A 17,688-nucleotide genomic window follows, 5' to 3' on the forward strand; every position below is an offset into this window, starting at 1 on the left:
CTCAAACGGTGGCGCGATCGCGACCCTCCCAGTGCGGTTGCCGCAGGTCTTTCTTCAGGATCTTGCCGGTCGGGTTTCGCGGCAGGGCGTCCATGATATCGACGGTCTTGGGGCACTTGTAGGCGGCCAGATGCTCGCGCGCCCAGGCGATCAGCTCGGCCTCGGTCACCCCGTCGCCGTCGAGCGCCACCACCGCCTTGACCGCCTCACCCCATTTCTCGTCGGGCACACCGAACACCGCCACCTCGACGACCGCGGGATGCTCGGCCAGGATCCGCTCCACCTCGATCGAGTACACATTCTCGCCGCCGGTGATGATCATGTCCTTGATCCGGTCCTCGACGAACAGGTACCCGTCGGCGTCCAACCGGCCGATGTCACCGGTGCGGAACCAGCCGTCCGCGGTGATCGCCTCGGCGGTGGCTTCCGGCTTGTTCAGATAACCCTTCATCAACTGCGGTGTGCGGAACCATATTTCACCCTGGGTGCCGGCCGCAACGTCCTGCAGGCTCTCGGGATCGACGATGCGGACCTCGACACCCGGGATCGGCCTACCCGCACTCACCAGGCGCTCTTCGTCATCGCCGCGGTGATCCTCGGGTCCCAGCAGCGTGGCCACCCCGCACACCTCCGTCAACCCGTACACCTGGATGAAGTCGGTGTCCGGCCATGCCACCAGCGCCTCACGCAGCAGCGGCAACGGCATCGGCGACGCCCCATAGGCGAACGTCTTGAGCGCACCGAACAGCTTGACCGCGTCGGGCCCGGTCTGCAGCACCTTGGCCAGCACCGCGGGCACCAGGAACGTGCGGGAGGCGCCGGCCAGGATGCCGGCGGCCAGCGCCGCCCCGTCGACATCACGGGTCATGTACGTCGGGGCCCCGTTGTGCAGGCCGAACTGCATGTAGGAGGTGCCCCCGACGTGGAACAGCGGCATCGCCACCAGGTTCTTGTCACCCTCGTCGAAGGGCCAGTCGCCGAACGCGTGCACGGTGTGGGCGATGAGGTTGGCGTGACTGAGCGCCACCCCCTTGGGTCGCCCGGTGGTGCCCGACGAGTACATCACCACCACGGTGTCGCCGGGATCCACATCCGCTGAGCGGTGCACCGGGGTGGCCGCGGCCAGCATCGCCTCGTACTCGTCGTCCCCCTCGGGCGCGACCTCGATGACATCGGTGACCCCGGGCAACCGGTCCCGGATCGCGGTCACCGCGGGTAGCAGTTCGGACCCCACGAACAGCACCTTGGTACCGGAATCGTTGAGCACATAGTCGATTTCGTCACCGGCCAGCCGGAAGTTCACGATCGCGGTCGCCGCTCCCAGCGAGCCCGCCGCCAGGGTGACCTCCACACAGGCCGGGTGGTTCTTGTCCAGGAAGGCGACCACGTCACCGCGGCCGACGCCGCGGGCGGCCAGTGCGCCGGCGACCCGGCGGATCCGGTCGTCTAACTGCGACCACGTCCAGGTCCGGCTCAGGTAGGTGATCGCCTCGGCATCGGGTTTGACGGCCGCCCAGTGGGCGACGCGCTCGTCGAGAAACCGCGGGGTAGCCAGTTCAGACATGCCAGACAGCCTGCCACGACGGCTACCCGCTCATGCGGGTTTCGGATGAACCTGCCGGCCCGCCATGTAGGTGGCCAGGACCTGCAGTTCGGCGATCTTCTCGGGGTCGACCGCGCGTGGATCAGCAGACAGCACAACGAGATCGGCGTACTTGCCGACCTCGATCGAACCGATGCGGTCGTCGGCGAACAACTGGTAGGCGGCGTCGAGGGTCTGCGCCCGGATGGCCTGCTCCACCGTGAGGCGCTCCTGCGGTGCGAGCACGCGACCGCTGGGCGCGCGCCGCGTCGCGGCCACACTGATATTGCGCAGCGGCTCTTCGGGAGTCACCGGAGGGTCGTTGTGCAGCGAGATGCGCATCCCGGTCGCCGCCGCCGAACCGCACGGCATCCACCGCTCACCGTGCTCGGGTCCGAAGAGTCCGTCGACGATGACATCACCCCAGTAGTGCAGTTGGTCGACGAACAGGCTGCAGGTCACCCCGAGCGCGTGGGCACGGGCCAGCTGCGCATCGGTGATGGCGCCGACGTGCTCCAGGCGCAACCGGTGATCATCGCGCGGGTGGGCCCGCAGGGCGTCCTCGTAGACGTCGAGGATGGTGTCCACCCCGTTGTCACCGTGCACGTGGCAGGCCAGCTGCCAGCCCTGCGGGTAGAACGCGCCGACGATCTCGGCCAGCTGCTCGCGGGTGTAGTTCGCGTGCCCGCAGGACCCGGGCACCACCCCGATGGTGCGGGTGGCATCGGTGTCCAGATACGGGAAGCTCAGGTCGATGTTGCCGACCCACGGGGACCCGTCCACCCAGATCTTGATGCCCACCTGACGCACCACATCGTCCCCGTCGAAGGGTGCGGCGTCGGTGTGCAGCTGGGCGGTGGACATCTCGTAGGTGCGTAGCCGAACGGTCAACCGGTCGTGCAGGGCCGCCAGCATCGGCCGAAACATCGGATCGAAGGCCATCTCCGAGCAGGTGGTCAGGCCGGCCCGATTGAGGCGCTCGCACTCGGCCATCAACATCGCCGGGTAATCCGCCACCGAGATGGCGCCACCGATCAGGGGGAACACCGCGGCGGATTCCTCCGCGGTGCCGTCCAGATCGCCGTTGCCGTCGCGGCCGAAGCGCGCCCCCTTGGGGTCCGGCGTGTCCCGGGTGATGCCGGCCATCTCGGCGGCCGCCGAGTTGAAGAACGCCTTGTGCCCGGAGTTGTGAATGATGACCAGTGGGGTGTCGGCCAGCCCGTTCAGCCACTCCAGCGTCGGCTCGGGTAACCCTCTTTGCAGCAGCGGGTCCCACCCGTTCAGGTAGGCGCCCTGGGCGCCGCGGCGGGCTACCTCGGCGCGCACCGCCGCCACCACGTCGTCGGCGTCGGGAAGTGTCACCGGCCGGATGTCCACCATCCGGTCCGACAGCGCCACCGCCTCCATCAGCGGATGCCCGTGTGCCTCAACGAAACCGGGCAGCACGCAGCCGTCGCCCGCCGAGACCACCGCGGTATCGGGGCCGATCCAGTTGGCCAGCTCATCGTCAGGCAGGTCCACCGCCGCGATCCGCCCGAATGCGACGGCGAGGTTGCGCGCGGTGGGCAGCGCGTCGTCGACGGTGAGGATCGTGCCCGTGATGATCAGATCGGCCGGCTGCGCTGGGCTGCTCATGCCGGAAAGGCTAGATCGCGGCGGGGGTCGGACGTGCGCGATGAGAAAAGTTCGCGGCCCGTGTCGATTCTGGGTGGGTTCCGTTCGACGTGTGCATGAGGGCACGATGGACGTGCCCCTTCCCGTATCAGAAGGAGACACCGATATGTCGCGTTACATGCTCATCATGCGAGTTGCCGATCCCAGCGCCGCCGAGGCCGCCATGGCCGGGGTCGAGTTCGACCAGATCATCGAGTCGATGGGCCGCTACAACGAGGAACTCATCAAGGCCGGGGTGATGCTGGCCGGTGAGGGCCTGTGCCAGCCGGAGGACGGTTTCGTCGTCGACTTCGACTCCGATCCGCCGGTGGTGACCGACGGGCCGTACGTCGAGGCCAAGGAGTTGTTCAACGGGTTCTGGATCATCGAGACGTCCTCGGTCGAGGAGGCCAAGCAGTGGGCCCGCAAATGCCCCCTGGGCCCGGGCGTGAAACTCGAGGTGCGCCGCGTCAGTGAGATCGAGGACTTCGCCGCGGACAACCCGTGGGTGCAGAAGGAGATCCAGTGGAAGGCCGATCTCGCGGAGAAGGCCGCCAAGACGGCGCGGGCCGCCGCCGGCCGCTGAGCGCGACGAGGCGCGGATCCCGACGGGTCCGCGCCTCATCGTGGCCGATCTCGACATCGTCTTGAAAGTAAATCTGTAACACGTTCTAATCTGTAGCTATGAGTGACGAGCAGCTGCGCCATTTCCTGCACTCCGGCCACCTCACCGTCGGCGCGCTCAAGCGCCACAAGGACCGGCCGGTGCTGTTCCTCGGGGACACCACCCTGACCGGTGGCGAGCTCGCCGACCGCATCAGCCAGTACATTCAGGCCTTCGAGGCGCTGGGCGCCGGTACCGGGGCGGCCGTCGGGCTGCTCTCACTGAACCGCCCGGAGGTGCTGATGATCATCGGTGCCGGGCAGACCCAGGGTTTCCGGCGGACGGCACTACACCCTCTCGGCTCGCTGGATGACCATGCCTACGTGCTCTCCGACGCCGGGGTCACTTCGCTGATCATCGATCCCAACCCCATGTTCACCGAGCGCGCGCTGGGACTGCTGGAGAAGGTGCCCTCCCTCAAGCAGGTGCTGACCATCGGCCCGGTGCCCTCCGAGCTCGCCGATGTCGGGACGGATCTGAGCGCCGAGGCCGCCAAGTACGCCCCGCAGCCGCTGGTCGCCGCGGACCTGCCCGCCGACCACATCGGCGGCCTGACCTACACGGGCGGCACCACCGGCAAGCCCAAGGGCGTCATCGGCACGACCCAGTCGATCACCACGATGACGACGGTGCAGCTGGCCGAATGGGAGTGGCCGGAAAATCCCCGCTTCCTGATGTGCACACCGCTGAGCCACGCCGGCGCCGCGTTCTTCACCCCGGTCATCGTCAAGGGCGGCGAGCTGATCGTGCTGACGAAGTTCGACCCGGCCGAGGTGTTGCGGATCATCGAGGAACAGAAGATCACCGCGACCATGCTGGTGCCGTCGATGATCTATGCGCTGATGGACCATCCCGACAGTCACACCCGCGACCTGTCCTCACTGGAGACCGTCTACTACGGCGCCTCGGCGATGAACCCGGTGCGCCTGGCCGAGGCGATCCGGCGGTTCGGGCCGATCTTCGCGCAGTACTACGGGCAGTCCGAGGCGCCGATGGTGATCACCTACCTGTCCAAGAAGGACCACGACGAGAAGCGGCTGACATCGTGCGGGCGGCCCACCCTGTTCGCGAAGGTGGCGCTGCTGGGCGAGGACGGCCAGCCGGTTCCTCAGGGCGAGGTCGGCGAGATCTGCGTGGCCGGCCCACTGTTGTCCGGCGGCTACTGGAACCTGCCCGAGGCGACCGCCGAAACCTTCAAAGACGGCTGGATGCACACCGGGGACCTGGCCCGGGAGGACGAGGACGGCTTCTATTTCATCGTCGACCGCACCAAGGACATGATCGTCACCGGGGGGTTCAACGTGTTCCCCCGCGAGGTCGAAGACGTTGTGGCCGAACACCCGTCGGTCGCCCAGGTGTGTGTGATCGGCACCCCCGACGAGAAGTGGGGTGAGGCGGTGACGGCCGTGGTGGTGCTGCGGCCCGACGCCGACACCTCGGCGGCGGCGGTCGAGACGATGATCGCCGAGATCCAGGCGTCGGTGAAGGAACGCAAGGGGTCGGTGCAGGTGCCCAAGCAGGTCGTAGTCGCCGACTCGGTGCCGATCACCGCCCTGGGCAAGCCCGACAAGAAGGCCGTCCGCGCGCAGTTCTGGGCGGGTGCGGGACGTTCGGTGGGTTGATTCGCGGCGTAGCGGGGTACAGAAACGCTGACCCCGTAGCTTCGCCCGGATAGGACCCGCCGCCATGGACGACCGCACCGCCACGCCCGCCACCCGGTCCGAGGCGCTCAGCACCTGGGCGCTGTTCCTGAGCATGATCGCCATCGTCGGGTTCGCGATGTCCGTCGGCACCTTCGGGTTCGACAACATCGGGCTGTCGATGGGCGCCGGCCTGCTCTCCCTGACCAGCTTCGTGGCCAGCATGTTCTTCTTCCACGCGGACGCGCAGGATCACGACACCGTCTAGGGGTTAGCGTGGCGGGGTGCCGGACACCGATCTGCGTGACACCGTCGACGCGGTCTGGCGGATGGAAGCCGCCAAGATCGTCGGCACGTTGACCCGTGCGGTCGGTGACGTCGGACTGGCCGAGGACTTGGCGCAGGAAGCGCTGCTCGATGCCCTGACCCAGTGGCCGTCCACCGGCGTCCCCCGCAACCCGGGCGCCTGGCTGACCACCGTCGCCAAACGCAAGGCGGTGGATCTGTGGCGTCGGCGGGACAACCTGGATGCCAAGTACGCGGTGTTGGCGCGGGAACTCGAAACCGGCGTCGAGGACGCGTGGGATCCCGACCGCATCGACGACGATGTGCTGCGGCTGGTGTTCATCGCCGCCCACCCGGCGCTGTCCCGCGAATCGCAGATCGCGCTGACCCTGCGCGTCGTCGGCGGTTTGAGTGCCGACGAGATCGCCCGGGCCTTCCTGACGTCCCGCGTGACGGTCGCCGCGCGGATCACCCGGGCCAAGAAGGCACTGGCCGGGATGGCGTTCGAGGTGCCCGATCGCGCCGATTTCGGCGCCCGCCTGTCCGCGGTGCTGGCGGTGATCTACCTGATCTTCAACGAGGGCTATGCGGCGTCGGCGGGGCAACGCTGGATCCGGGACGAATTGTGCAGTGAGGCCCTGCGGCTGGGGCGGGTGCTGGCAGCCCTCGTCCCGGACGAGTCGGAGGTGCATGCCCTGGTGGCCCTGATGGAGTTCCAGGCGTCGCGGTTCGCCGCCCGCACCGATGCCGACGGGAACCCGGTCCTGTTGGAGGATCAGGACCGCACCCGGTGGGACCGCGCCCAGATCCGCCGCGGCGTCGCCGCACTGGAACGCAGCAGCGCCGCACGCGGGCAGCGGGGCTGGGGCCCGTATGCGCTACAGGCCGCGCTCGCCGAATGCCATGCCGTGGCGCCGACGGCGGCCGACACCGACTGGGACCGCATCGTCGCGCTCTACGACGCGCTGCGCCAGATCGCCGCATCCCCGGTCGTCGAACTCAACCGAGCGGTGGCCGTGGCGATGGCCAATGGCCCGGCGGTGGCCCTGCCGATCGTCGATGCCATCGGCGGACTCGAGGGCTCCTATCTGCTGCCCAGCGTGCGCGGTGAGCTGCTGGCGCGGCTCGGCCGCGACGACGAGGCCGCAGCCGAGTTCACCGCTGCTGCGGCGTTGGCCGCCAACGCTGCCGAACGCGCCGTGCTGCTGAAGAAGGCCGCGCGCGCCTCCGGTTCGGCACCGCGAGTCATCTGAACGCGGCTCGGTACCGAATACCTCTGGACAGGAAGGGAGCGTCGCCATGAACCGTGTCATCACGCTGGCCGGCCAGGTCGGGGAGTCCGTGCTCTCGATCGTCGGCATCCGCACCGTCGAGGAGCCGCACCACATCAGCCGGCCACTGACCGACAGCGTCGAGATCCGGCAGTACGGGGGCCGGATCGCCGCCGAAACCACGATCACCGGTGACCGGCAGGACGCCCTGTACCGGGGCTTCCGCAAGGTGGCCTCCTATATCTTCGGCGGCAACCACCGCAACACCGAGATCGCGATGACCGCGCCGGTCAGCCAGCAGCGCTCCGCCGAGAAAATCGCCATGACGGCGCCCGTGGCCCAGACCGGCAGCGCCGACGGCGGATGGACCGTCCGGTTCTTCATGCCGTCGACATGGTCGATGGAGACACTGCCGACACCCGATGACGAGGACGTCCGGCTGGTCAGGGTGCCGCCGGAGACCGTGGCGGTGGTCCGGTTCAGCGGGGACCGGAGCCCGTCGGCGGTCGCGCGGCGGACCGAGGAGCTGACGCGGACGCTACGGGACAACGGCATCGAGCCGGCAGGCGATGCGGTCGCGTGGTTCTACGATCCACCGTGGACACTGCCTTTTCGACGCCGCAACGAGGTCGCCATCCCGATCTAGCGCCGCCAAAAAAGGACGCGCATTCACGCGGGGCGGCACGGTAGACATGAGTATGTGGTTGAACTGATCCTGCGTACCGTCCGCGATGACGACGACTTCCGAGCGTTCAATGCTGCGTTGTATTCGGTGTTCCTGGAGGAGCCGCAGGACGACGAGACCGAATTATCGCGCAAGATCACCGATTTCGACCGCATGTTCGGCTTCCACGACGGGAACCGCTGGGTCGCCACCGCGGGTGATTACCGCAAGCAGGTGAACCTGCCCGGCGACGCGCAGGTCCCGGTGGCCGCCGTCACGGCGGTGACCGTATCGCCCGCGCACCGCCGTCGGGGTCTGCTGACCCGGATGATGCGCCATCAGCTCGACGGGATCCGGGACCGCGGCACCGAGGCGCTGGCCATGCTGTTCGCCTCGGAAACCGCGATCTACGGCCGGTTCGGGTACGGATCGGCCAGCCAGAATGTCGTGCTGTCCGGGCAGGTGCGGGACTTGGGTTTCCGTCCGGAGGTAGAGCTGGGCGACGGTTCGGTGTCCGAGACCGACGCCGAGACGCTGCTGTCCGTCGGCCCGGCGATCTATGACCGGGCCATCGCGGGGCTGCCCGGCCGGATGAACCGACCCGCCGCGTGGTGGAACTACCAGATCCATGACAACGATGAACGGCGCAAGGACAGCGGACGGATCCGGTTCGCGCTGCACCACGAGGCCGACGGCACCCCCAGCGGTTACGCGGTCTACCGCCCCAAGTCCGACTGGGCGGCGACCGGACCCAACGGCACCCTGCACATCGGGGAGGTGCGGGCCACCAATCCGCGTGCCTACGCCCGCATGTGGCGTTTTCTGCTGGAGATCGACCTAATTCGCAGTATCAAGTACGACGGGGCCGCGATCGACGAGCCGCTGCGCTACCTGGTCGCCGATCAACGGGCTCTGCAATGCGAGGTGGTCGACGGTATCTTCGTCCGGCTGGTCGAGGTGGACCGCGCCCTCGCACTGCGTCGCTACGGCGCACCCGTCGATATCGTGGTGGGCGTGCACGACGAATTCTGCCCCTGGAACACCGGCAGCTTCCGGCTGCGCGGCGACCTCGACGGCGCCGCGTGCGAAAGGACCACCGCACCCGCCGATCTCACGATGTCCGCACGTGACCTAGGCGCGGTGTACCTGGGCGGGACCAGCGTGGCCCAGTTGGTGGCGGCGGGGTTGGTCGATGAGCACACCCCGGGGTCGGCGCACCGGGCCGCCGCCGCCTTCGGCTGGCCCGTCGCCCCCGCGATCCCCGACCACTTCTAGTGAGGACGGATTCCGTGATCAAGGCAGTGCTCTTCGATTTCTCCGGCACCCTGTTCCGGCTCGAGGAGGACGACAGCTGGTTCGACGGCATCACCGTGGACGAGAAAGCGGTCGACGGCCTCGTGCAGGCCGAGCTGATGCGCCGGGTCACCGCGCCCACCGGCAGCTCGGTGCCGATGTCGGAAGAGCAGCAGCACAATTGGGCCAACCGCGATCTGGAGCCGCATCTGCACCGCGAGGCGTACCTACATGTGCTGCGCGAGTCCGGTCTGACCGGGGACGATGCCGCGGCGCTGTATCCCAAGCTGGTCGACCCGGCCTCCTGGACGCCGTACCCGGACACCGCCGCCACGCTGAACGGCTTGCGCGACGCCGGGATCAAGACCGCGGTGGTGTCGAATATCGCCTTCGATCTGCGGCCCGCGCTGGCCACCGCCGGTACCGCAGCCGACGAGTACGTGCTGTCCTTCGAGATCGGCGCGGTCAAGCCGGATCCGGTGATCTTCGAAACCGCGCTGGCGCGCCTCGGTGTCGAGCCCGCCGACGCGCTGATGGTCGGCGACAGCGAGGAGGCCGATGGCGGGGCACGGGCCGTCGGGTGCGCCTTCGCCCTGGTCGATCCGCTGCCCACGGCACAGCGCCTCGACGGCCTGATCGCGGCGCTGCGGGCACACGGACTGCATGTCTGACCGGAAAGTTGCACTGCGACAACGGATCAGCGCGACCTGGCCCGGGTGACTTAGTCTCGGGGAATGGCTGAGCAAAGGGTACGGCCACCGTGGTGGCTGAAGTACGTCAACAAGGTGTTCATCGGGCTGTCCAAGCTGGGCGTCGGCGGCGAAAAGGGTCCGGCGATCCTGACGGTCGCCGGCCGCAAGACGGGGAAGCCGCGGACCACGCCTGTCACGCCGATGACGGTGGACGGAGCCCGTTATGTGGTGGGCGGGTTGCCGGGCGCGGACTGGGTCGCCAATGCCCGTGCGGCCGGGACGGCGACCCTGCACCAGGGCCGTCGGACACAGCAGGTCCGGATGACCGAGATGCCCGCCGAGCAGGCGCGCCCGTTGCTTCGCCAATTCCCGACCCTGGTGCCCACCGGGGTGAGCTTCGTCCGCAACGCCGGCCTGGTCACCGAGGGCACCCCCGACGAGTTCGAGGCGCTGGCCGGCCGACTGCCGGTGTTCCGGTTCGACGAAATCTGATAACCGGCGGCCGTCTCGGTGCGGCGGGCCACCGTGCCGACACGGGTTGCGTCCGTTGAGCTTCAACCGGGGTCGATCGGTCGCCGCGGGTCCGGCGGGATGTTGTGCCGCCGGACCCGCTGTGCGGGACGGGTTTCACTGTCCAGTTGTCAAGGTGCCGTGCAAGTTTGGGTTATGCAGCCGTGGGTAGGTCGGTCATGGTGCGTCGGGCGTGCGAGCGCAGATGCGCCGGTTCGGGTCCGGTCGGGTCATGCGGTGGGATGAACCAGGGGTGGCGGTCGGGGCCGAGGTAGACCTGCCAGCCGCCGTGGTGGATGGCGGTGTGGTGGAGCCGACACAGCAGGACCCCGTTGTCGAGGCTGGTGGTGCCGCCATGCTCCCAGGGGGTGATGTGGTGGGCGTCGCACCAGGACACCGGCCGCCCGCAGCCGGGGTGCGCGCAGCCCCCGTCGCGGACCGCCAGGCCTTTGCGGATGGCCGGGGTGAAGAGCCGTTCGCTGCGCCCCACATCCAGCGGTGCGCCCGCACCATCGACGGTCACCGTCGTGAGGGTGCTGTCGCAGGCGATCAGCTCCGCGGTCGCGGTGGTGATGGGCCCGCCGAACCCGAGCGTGTCCACCGACCCGGCTGTGGTGGGGCGGATGAGGGTGACGTGCGGGAGCACCCCACCGCTCATCGGGCGCCCCGAACCAGACAGGTAGGTGCGCAGGATCTGCCCGAAGGCGTCGGCGCGGCGCCGCCCGACCGGGCGGGGATCCGGGGATCCGTCCGGCAGCGGGACCGGCCGGCACAGCGGGTCCAGGGCGGCGAGCAGTTCTTCGCCGGTGAGCACATCAAGATCCAGGGTCGCGCTGAGGCGCCCGTCACCGGTCGGCACCACGCTCATGTCGTTGAGGTCGGTGTTCTCCGCCACTGGCACCGCTGTGTCGTCGACCGGGTGGGATTTGACCTTCTCGATGGCGATCCCGCGGGCCGTCTTGTCCACCCCCGACGGAGTGGTCTGAACCATCAGCGCCCTGACAACCTCGGCGCGCTCGTCATCGGACAACGCGACACGGGATTCGATATGCGCGACGCCCTTGCCGACGGCGTCGGCGAACTCGATCCCGACCCCACCGAGACGCTGCTGCGCCGTCAACGCCGGCAGAGCCTCTGCCGCCCGCCCCACCCGCGCCGCCCGATACGCCGCACCCGGAGCCACCCCGATACTGGTGAGCAGATCGGCCCCCGTGCGCAGACGCTTACGCGCCGGGATCCCGGCCCGCTCCGCGGCCGCGACCGCCGAGGCGATCACATGGTCGGCCAGGTTGCGCAGGGTGACCGCGGCCGCCAGCACCGCCACCACCGCCTCGTCATCAAGAATCCGCCTGGGGCTGTCCAGCAGATGAAACAGGGTGCGATCCCCATCCCGCACGGCGGCAGGGGTGAGGTCATCGATCAACGCATCAACAAACGTATCGAGATCGGTGGCGTCCACAGTGGATACCGGCTTCCACAGAAGGTGCCCACACAAGGCACGATCAGTCAATACAGTCCGGCAGTCCCCGAAGGGGACGTCGAACCTGGCGGCGACCGAAGTCGCGGTCTGCAGCTCACCGAACCGCTATGTGGGAGCTACGTCGCATTCGAACTTATGTTCGATAGTACGCCGGACAACCGCGCCACGCAAGTGTTATGTCTCAAGACATCGGTGACAGTTCTGCATCAGGACATCGGTGACACTTTGAGGGGTCTTGGTGGTGACACTTCTGCCTCGAGGCTTAGGCGGTGGCTGTCAATGAACCCATCGATCCTCGTGTCCGCCTCGCGATCTCCCAAGGGCCCGACGCGCCTCGCAGAGCGGTCTCGATGTTCAGTGCCGAGCATCGCCTACACGAAACTCGTTCTACGAGTTACGCAAACGTGTCAAGGTGCTCGAAACCAGGTGGAGACGAGCAATGCTGCCCGCCGAAGGTCGGCGTCACGCAGTCGGGAGTCGGACACCGGGCAATACCTAACCGGTGCTGGGTAAATCCATCTCAGGCAAGCAGATGCGTGCGAGTTCATCCAGCGGGATCCCCAGCACCGTGGCGAGCGCCGCGACGGTGGCGAAACCCGGCGTGGCGAGGCGCCCGGTCTCGATCTTGCGCAGAGTCTCCGGCGAGATCGAGGCGGCGTGCGCCACCTCGGCCGGCTTCCGGTCGCCCCGACATTCACGCAGGAACGCACCCAGACGCTGGCCGGCGGCACGTTGCTGCGGAGTTAAGGGCGATCGGACCACGCCGACAACCATACGTCACGCGGTATGAAAATACCGCAGCCTCGGCTACTGTGGTATTTCTATACCGCTCCGCAGACGAGGATGCCGCATGCTGGAACTGAAGACGCCCGACGAGATCGAGAAGATGCGCACCACCGGCGCGTTCATCGCCGAACTGCTCGACGACCTGCAGGGTCGCGCCGCCGTCGGCGTCAATCTGCTCGACCTGGAGCTCCGGGCCCGCCAGCTGATCGACGAGCGCGGCGCGGTGTCCTGCTATTGGGATTACGCACCGGCATTCGGCCGTGGCCCGTTCCGCAACGTCATCTGTCTATCGGTCAATGATGCTGTGCTCCACGGTCTTCCGCACGACTACGCGCTGCGCGACGGGGACCTGCTGAGCATGGACATCGCCGTGTCGATCGACGGCTGGGTGGCCGATTCGGCCCGCAGCCTCGTCGTGGGGACACCCCGACCCGAGGACCTGCGCGTCATCGAGGCCACCGAGCGCGCCCTGGACGCGGCGATCGCCGCCGCTGTGCCCGGGAACCGGCTCGGCGACATCTCGGCCGCGATCGGCGCGGTCGCCGACGATTACGGCTACCCAGTCAACACCGACTTCGGCGGCCACGGCCTGGGGCGCACCATGCACGAGGACCCACACGTCTCCAACCGTGGCCGCGCCGGACGCGGACTGAAACTCAAACCGGGACTGACCCTGGCTCTGGAACCCTGGTTCGCCCAGGGCACCGACAGGATCGTCTACGACCGCGACGGTTGGACCATCCGGTCGGCCGACGGATCGCGCACCGCCCATTCCGAGCACACCATCGCCGTCACCGACGGACCACCCCTCGTGTTGACCCGCCGGTGACGGCCGAACCCGCTACAGGTGCGGGGCTTCCTTGATCTTCGACTCCGGGGTCCCCGCGGTCTGACACCAGGTCTGCACGGCCAACCGAGTCCCGGTGACCTCCAACTGGGCTGCGTCCGTGCCCTTTTCGTCCTTGAGCATCTTGGCAACCGCTTCGTTCTGGGTCTTCTCGTCCGAGCCGATGAAGTCCTCACACTTGGTGTCACCACCGGTCACCGACGGTGAGCAACCGACCAACGCGGCCCCGACGGCCAACCCTGCCAACACCACACTTGCCGAGCGCTTCATCGCGAACTCCTACCTCGTGCGTCCCATACGCATCGTCGCGAGGTTTGTACCCCGCCAGGCCGCGGCCCAATCATGGCCATCGTCACAGCCGATACAGTCTCCTCTGTGACCTCTGCGAACCCGTTCGATCCGTCCCGCTGGCAGCCCGTCGACGGCTTCGAACTGACCGACATCACCTACCACCGGCACGTCGTCGACGGAGTGCGCCAACCCACCGTCCGGATCGCCTTCGACCGCCCCGAGGTGCGCAACGCGTTCCGTCCGCACACCGTCGACGAGCTCTACCGCGTGCTCGACCACGCCCGGATGTCCCCCGACGTTGGTGTCATCCTGCTGACCGGCAACGGCCCGTCGGCCAAGGACGGCGGCTGGGCATTCTGCTCCGGTGGCGACCAGCGCATCCGGGGCCGCTCGGGCTACCAGTACGCCGAGGGCGAGACCGCCGAGACCGTCGACCCGGCGCGCGCCGGGCGGCTGCACATCCTGGAGGTGCAGCGGCTCATCCGGTTCATGCCCAAGGTGGTGATCTGCCTGGTCAACGGATGGGCGGCCGGCGGCGGGCACAGCCTGCACGTGACCTGCGACCTCACCCTGGCCAGCCGCGAACACGCCAGGTTCAAGCAGACCGATGCCGATGTCGGCAGCTTCGACGGCGGCTTCGGCAGCGCCTACCTCGCGCGGCAGACCGGGCAGAAATTCGCCCGTGAGATCTTCTTCCTCGGCCGGGCCTACGACGCACAGACCATGTGCCAGATGGGCGCCGTGAACGAGGTCGTCGATCATGCGGATCTGGAGACCACCGGGCTGCAATGGGCCGAGGAGATCAACGGCAAGTCCCCGCAGGCCATTCGAATGCTCAAGTTCGGTTTCAACCTGATCGACGACGGACTGGTCGGCCAGCAGGTGTTCGCCGGCGAGGCAACGCGTTTGGCGTACATGACCGATGAGGCCGTGGAAGGCCGGGACGCGTTCCTCGAAAAGCGCGACCCGGACTGGAGCGGTTTCCCCCGTTACTTCTGAGCTGTGAGGAATTGGGACATGAGCAAGAATCCGCTGCGCCGGCTGTCCGACGCCGTGCTGCTGACCAGCATGCGCCCGCCGCTGACCGAGTATCTCGGTCGCGGCCCCGAGGTGGAGCTGCGCGGTAAGCGCGTGCTGATCACGGGCGCCTCCTCCGGGATCGGCGCGGCGTCGGCGGTGAAGCTGGCCAAGCTGGGCGCCAGCGTCATCGTGGTGGCCCGCCGCGCGGACCTGCTCGACGGAGTGGCCGACCGGATCCGCGACAACGGCGGCATCGCCGAGGCCGTCACCGCAGATCTGTCCGATCTCGACGCCGTCGACGCCTTGGCCGCCCGGGTGATCGAAAGCCATGGGGGCGTGGACATCCTGGTCAACAATGCCGGCCGGTCGATCCGGCGGCCGTTGATCGAGTCACTGGAACGCTGGCATGACATCGAGCGCACGATGGCGCTGAACTATTACGCACCACTGCGCCTGATGCGTGCCCTGGTGCCCGGCATGGTCGCGCGCGGTGACGGGCACGTCATCAACGTGTCCACCTGGGGGGTGATGAACGAATCGTCGCCGCTGTTCGGTGCGTATCAGGCGTCCAAGGCGGCCCTCACCGCGGTGAGCCGGGTCGCCGAGACGGAATGGTCGGGCAAGGGCGTGCATTCGACCACGCTGTACTACCCGCTGGTGAAAACCCCGATGATCGAGCCCACCCAGGCATTCGTGGCGATGCCGGGGTTGTCGGCCGAGGAGGCCGCCGACTGGATGGTGACCGCGGCCCGCACCCGGCCGGTCCGCATCGCGCCGCGGATGGCGGTCACCGCCAAGGCGCTGGACAGCGTGGCCCCGGGACTGCTGGGCGTGATCATGAAGCGCGGCGTCGTGGAGTCCTCCTAAATTTCACAGCACGCCACCTACCATCGGCTCTCATGCTGACCCTGGACCGGATCCAGCAGCGCGACCCCGAACACGACGCGCTGCGGCGTGCCGCCAGGGCGGGCATCGTCCTGCCCGTCGCGGCCGCCGTCAGCTTCCTCGTCGCCGGCGACACCCAGGCTCCGATGTTCGCGATCTTCGGCTCGGTGGCGCTGCTGATCATCGCCGACTTCCCCGGCAACCGGTCGGCGCGCGCGCTGGCCTACGCCGGACTGGGATTCAACGGCGCGGTGCTGATCAGCATCGGCACCCTGGTCGCCCCCTACCCGTGGCTCAGTGTCGGGTTGATGTTCGTCCTCGGCGTGACGGTGATGTTCGCCGGGGTGCTCAGCGAGACGATCGCGGCGGGCCAGCGCGCCACCCTGCTGACCTTCGTACTGCCGGCCTGTACCCCACCGGGACCGATCGTCGAGCGGCTCTCGGGCTGGCTGATCGCACTCGCCGTGTGTGTGCCGGCGGCGCTGTTCCTGCTGCCGCCGCGCCATCACGACGAACTACGCCGGCACGCGGCCAGCGTCTGCCGGGCCCTCACGGATTGTCTGGAGGGCGTGGCGTCGACCAGGGATGTCACCCGGGCCATGAACGCGCTGTGGGCCAACTTCGTCAACGCCGATTTCCGCCCGGTCGCCCTGACCGCGGGCAGCCGGGCACTGGTCCGCGTGGTCGACGACCTCGGGTGGCTGTCCGACCGGATCACCGACCGGACCGGTGCCGCGCTCGGCGATATGAAACCCCCCATCGTCGCGGTGCTGCGCGACTGCACGGCGGTGCTGAGCATCGCCGACCCGCGGCTGCGCGCCGTCCGCGGCGCCGAACTCAGCGCCGCGTTGACCGATCTCCGGGCGGTGGCTCAGGGTCGCTACCGCGAGGACATCGAGCAGATCCTGGCCGTGCCCGATGACGGCACCGCCGTCCAGGTCGGCCGGATGCTGTTGGGACGCCGCACCTTCTCGGCCACCGTGGGGGTCACCGGACGCATCATCCGCAATGCCGCGCTGGCCGACGCCCGGCCGGTGTGGGCGCGGGTGCTCGGTCGCGGGCTGCCACCGACCGGCGCCGCGGACTGGGTGATGCCCGAGACGACGGCCGTCGCGGCCATCACGAAGGGCTTCCTGGCCACCCGGGCACTGGTGCTGCGCAACAGCCTTCGCACCGGTTTGGGCCTGGCCTTGGCCGTCGCCGTGACGCACGTGTTCCCGGTGGAACACGGGTTCTGGGTGGTCCTGGGCGCCTTGTCGGTCCTGCGCAGCAGTGCCCTGACCACCGGCACCCGGGTGCTGCGCGCGGTGGCCGGCACCGCCATCGGGTTCGGCTTGGGTGTCCTCGTCATCGAGTTGGTCGGCGTCGACCCGGTGGTCATGTGGCTCCTGCTGCCGGTGGTGGCCTTCGGGTCGGCCTTCGTCCCCGAGGTGGCCTCCTTCATCGCCGGGCAGGCGGCGTTCACGATGATGGTGCTGATCATCTTCAACCTCATCCAGCCCTCGGGCTGGGCGGTCGGACTGATCCGGGTCGAGGATGTCGTGGTCGGTGCGCTGGTCGGCGTCACGGTCTCGGTGTTGCTGTGGCCGCGGGGTGCATCGGCGTCGGTGGCGGTGGCGGTGGACCACGCCCACGCGGCGGGCGTCGCGCTGCTGCGGGCGGCGGTGCAGCGGGTCATCCGCGGGTCCTCCGAAGCCACCGACAACCAGGTCTTCTCACTCAGCCGCAGCGCACTGGAAGCCAGTCGAACTCTCGATGATGCTGTGCGGCAATATCTTTCGGAGAATGGCGGGCACACCGATGTGCGCGCCCCCATCGTTCGGGCCGCCAACCGGGCGGTGCGGGTGCGGGCCGCCGCGGAGTTGGTGGCCGACGTGGTGCCACCCCCGCTCGGGGTGTATCCGCGGGCGCGCGAGCTACTGGAACAGCACGCCGAGGCGGTGTGCGCCGAAAAAGGGGCGTCGGGACCACCCATCAGTGACGACTTCGTGCTGGCGCTGCGCGCCGAAGCCGGGCACAACACGCTCGCGGTGTCCGCGGCACTGCCGCTGCTCACCGTCGCGGCCCACCTCGGCGAACTCGAACTGCTGTATCCGGGCGGTTAGGGCCGGCCGACCCGTGATAG

At 68.5% G+C, this 17,688-nt stretch carries 17 protein-coding genes and 1 pseudogene; 13 read left to right on the forward strand and 5 right to left on the reverse strand.

Features of this window, described 5'->3' with window-relative positions:
* Position 1: 1 nt before the first annotated feature.
* Positions 2-1,564, reverse strand: coding sequence for a long-chain-fatty-acid--CoA ligase (locus tag A7U43_RS26095; protein WP_068000839.1), 1,563 nt, complete (start codon positions 1,562-1,564; stop codon positions 2-4).
* A 30-nt stretch (positions 1,565-1,594) separates the two neighbouring features.
* Positions 1,595-3,217, reverse strand: a complete 1,623-nt coding sequence (locus tag A7U43_RS26100) for an amidohydrolase (protein ID WP_068000842.1) — start codon at positions 3,215-3,217, stop codon at positions 1,595-1,597.
* Positions 3,218-3,362: 145 nt separating this feature from the next.
* On the opposite strand from A7U43_RS26100, the gene A7U43_RS26105 reads away from it, so the two are divergent.
* The 8 genes from A7U43_RS26105 (at position 3,363) to A7U43_RS26140 (ending at position 10,236) form a co-directional block, all read left to right on the forward strand.
* The gene (locus A7U43_RS26105) at positions 3,363-3,821 is read left to right on the forward strand and encodes a YciI family protein (protein ID WP_068000846.1); all 459 of its coding nucleotides are present in this window, start codon (positions 3,363-3,365) and stop codon (positions 3,819-3,821) included.
* Positions 3,822-3,919: 98 nt separating this feature from the next.
* Positions 3,920-5,521 (forward strand): fatty-acid--CoA ligase FadD8, encoded by a 1,602-nt coding sequence (gene fadD8 / locus A7U43_RS26110; protein ID WP_068000849.1) that lies wholly within the window; start codon positions 3,920-3,922, stop codon positions 5,519-5,521.
* A gap of 64 nt (positions 5,522-5,585) precedes the next feature.
* Positions 5,586-5,807: a hypothetical protein gene (locus tag A7U43_RS26115; protein ID WP_068000853.1), complete on the forward strand. Its 222-nt coding sequence runs from the start codon at positions 5,586-5,588 to the stop codon at positions 5,805-5,807.
* 61 nt (positions 5,808-5,868) lie between these two features.
* Positions 5,869-7,077, forward strand: coding sequence for an RNA polymerase sigma factor (locus tag A7U43_RS26120; protein WP_068003815.1), 1,209 nt, complete (start codon positions 5,869-5,871; stop codon positions 7,075-7,077).
* A 46-nt stretch (positions 7,078-7,123) separates the two neighbouring features.
* Positions 7,124-7,741 carry an SOUL family heme-binding protein gene (locus tag A7U43_RS26125; protein ID WP_068000856.1) on the forward strand — a complete coding sequence of 206 codons (618 nt, stop codon included), beginning with the start codon at positions 7,124-7,126 and terminating at the stop codon, positions 7,739-7,741.
* A 54-nt stretch (positions 7,742-7,795) separates the two neighbouring features.
* The gene (locus tag A7U43_RS26130; RefSeq protein WP_068000859.1) at positions 7,796-9,034 is read left to right on the forward strand and encodes a GNAT family N-acetyltransferase; all 1,239 of its coding nucleotides are present in this window, start codon (positions 7,796-7,798) and stop codon (positions 9,032-9,034) included.
* A gap of 14 nt (positions 9,035-9,048) precedes the next feature.
* Positions 9,049-9,723: an HAD family hydrolase gene (locus tag A7U43_RS26135; RefSeq protein WP_082902485.1), complete on the forward strand. Its 675-nt coding sequence runs from the start codon at positions 9,049-9,051 to the stop codon at positions 9,721-9,723.
* Between the two features lie 63 nt (positions 9,724-9,786).
* A complete protein-coding gene (locus A7U43_RS26140) occupies positions 9,787-10,236 on the forward strand; it encodes a nitroreductase family deazaflavin-dependent oxidoreductase (protein WP_068000864.1) in 450 nt (149 codons plus the stop codon).
* A gap of 172 nt (positions 10,237-10,408) precedes the next feature.
* On the opposite strand, the gene A7U43_RS26145 is transcribed toward A7U43_RS26140, so the two are convergent.
* A complete protein-coding gene (locus tag A7U43_RS26145; protein WP_068000867.1) occupies positions 10,409-11,713 on the reverse strand; it encodes an HNH endonuclease signature motif containing protein in 1,305 nt (434 codons plus the stop codon).
* 290 nt (positions 11,714-12,003) lie between these two features.
* Here A7U43_RS26145 and A7U43_RS30745 point away from each other — a divergent pair.
* Positions 12,004-12,170 (forward strand): annotated as a pseudogene (locus tag A7U43_RS30745) (IS481 family transposase); the annotation flags it as partial.
* Between the two features lie 59 nt (positions 12,171-12,229).
* On the opposite strand, the gene A7U43_RS26150 reads toward A7U43_RS30745, so the two are convergent.
* On the reverse strand, positions 12,230-12,496 hold the full coding sequence (locus tag A7U43_RS26150; RefSeq protein ID WP_068003817.1) for a helix-turn-helix domain-containing protein: 267 nt from the start codon (positions 12,494-12,496) through the stop codon (positions 12,230-12,232).
* Positions 12,497-12,584: 88 nt separating this feature from the next.
* Here A7U43_RS26150 and map point away from each other — a divergent pair, with 88 nt between their 5' ends.
* The gene (map, locus tag A7U43_RS26155; protein ID WP_068000869.1) at positions 12,585-13,349 is read left to right on the forward strand and encodes a type I methionyl aminopeptidase; all 765 of its coding nucleotides are present in this window, start codon (positions 12,585-12,587) and stop codon (positions 13,347-13,349) included.
* Between the two features lie 12 nt (positions 13,350-13,361).
* Here the strand turns inward: map and A7U43_RS26160 are convergent, their stop codons facing one another.
* The gene (locus A7U43_RS26160; protein ID WP_068000871.1) at positions 13,362-13,637 is read right to left on the reverse strand and encodes a hypothetical protein; all 276 of its coding nucleotides are present in this window, start codon (positions 13,635-13,637) and stop codon (positions 13,362-13,364) included.
* Positions 13,638-13,709: 72 nt separating this feature from the next.
* Between A7U43_RS26160 and A7U43_RS26165 the strand changes: the two genes are divergently transcribed.
* From A7U43_RS26165 to A7U43_RS26175, 3 genes are read left to right on the forward strand one after another with little or no spacing between them, the layout of a single operon-like run.
* Positions 13,710-14,657, forward strand: a complete 948-nt coding sequence (locus tag A7U43_RS26165) for a 1,4-dihydroxy-2-naphthoyl-CoA synthase (RefSeq protein WP_068000875.1) — start codon at positions 13,710-13,712, stop codon at positions 14,655-14,657.
* 18 nt (positions 14,658-14,675) lie between these two features.
* Positions 14,676-15,545 (forward strand): SDR family oxidoreductase, encoded by an 870-nt coding sequence (locus A7U43_RS26170; protein WP_068000877.1) that lies wholly within the window; start codon positions 14,676-14,678, stop codon positions 15,543-15,545.
* A 32-nt stretch (positions 15,546-15,577) separates the two neighbouring features.
* A complete protein-coding gene (locus A7U43_RS26175) occupies positions 15,578-17,668 on the forward strand; it encodes an FUSC family protein (protein WP_068000880.1) in 2,091 nt (696 codons plus the stop codon).
* The last annotated feature ends 20 nt before the right edge of the window (positions 17,669-17,688 follow it).

It is taken from the genome of Mycobacterium adipatum (genome assembly GCF_001644575.1).
GTDB lineage: Bacteria > Actinomycetota > Actinomycetes > Mycobacteriales > Mycobacteriaceae > Mycobacterium > Mycobacterium adipatum.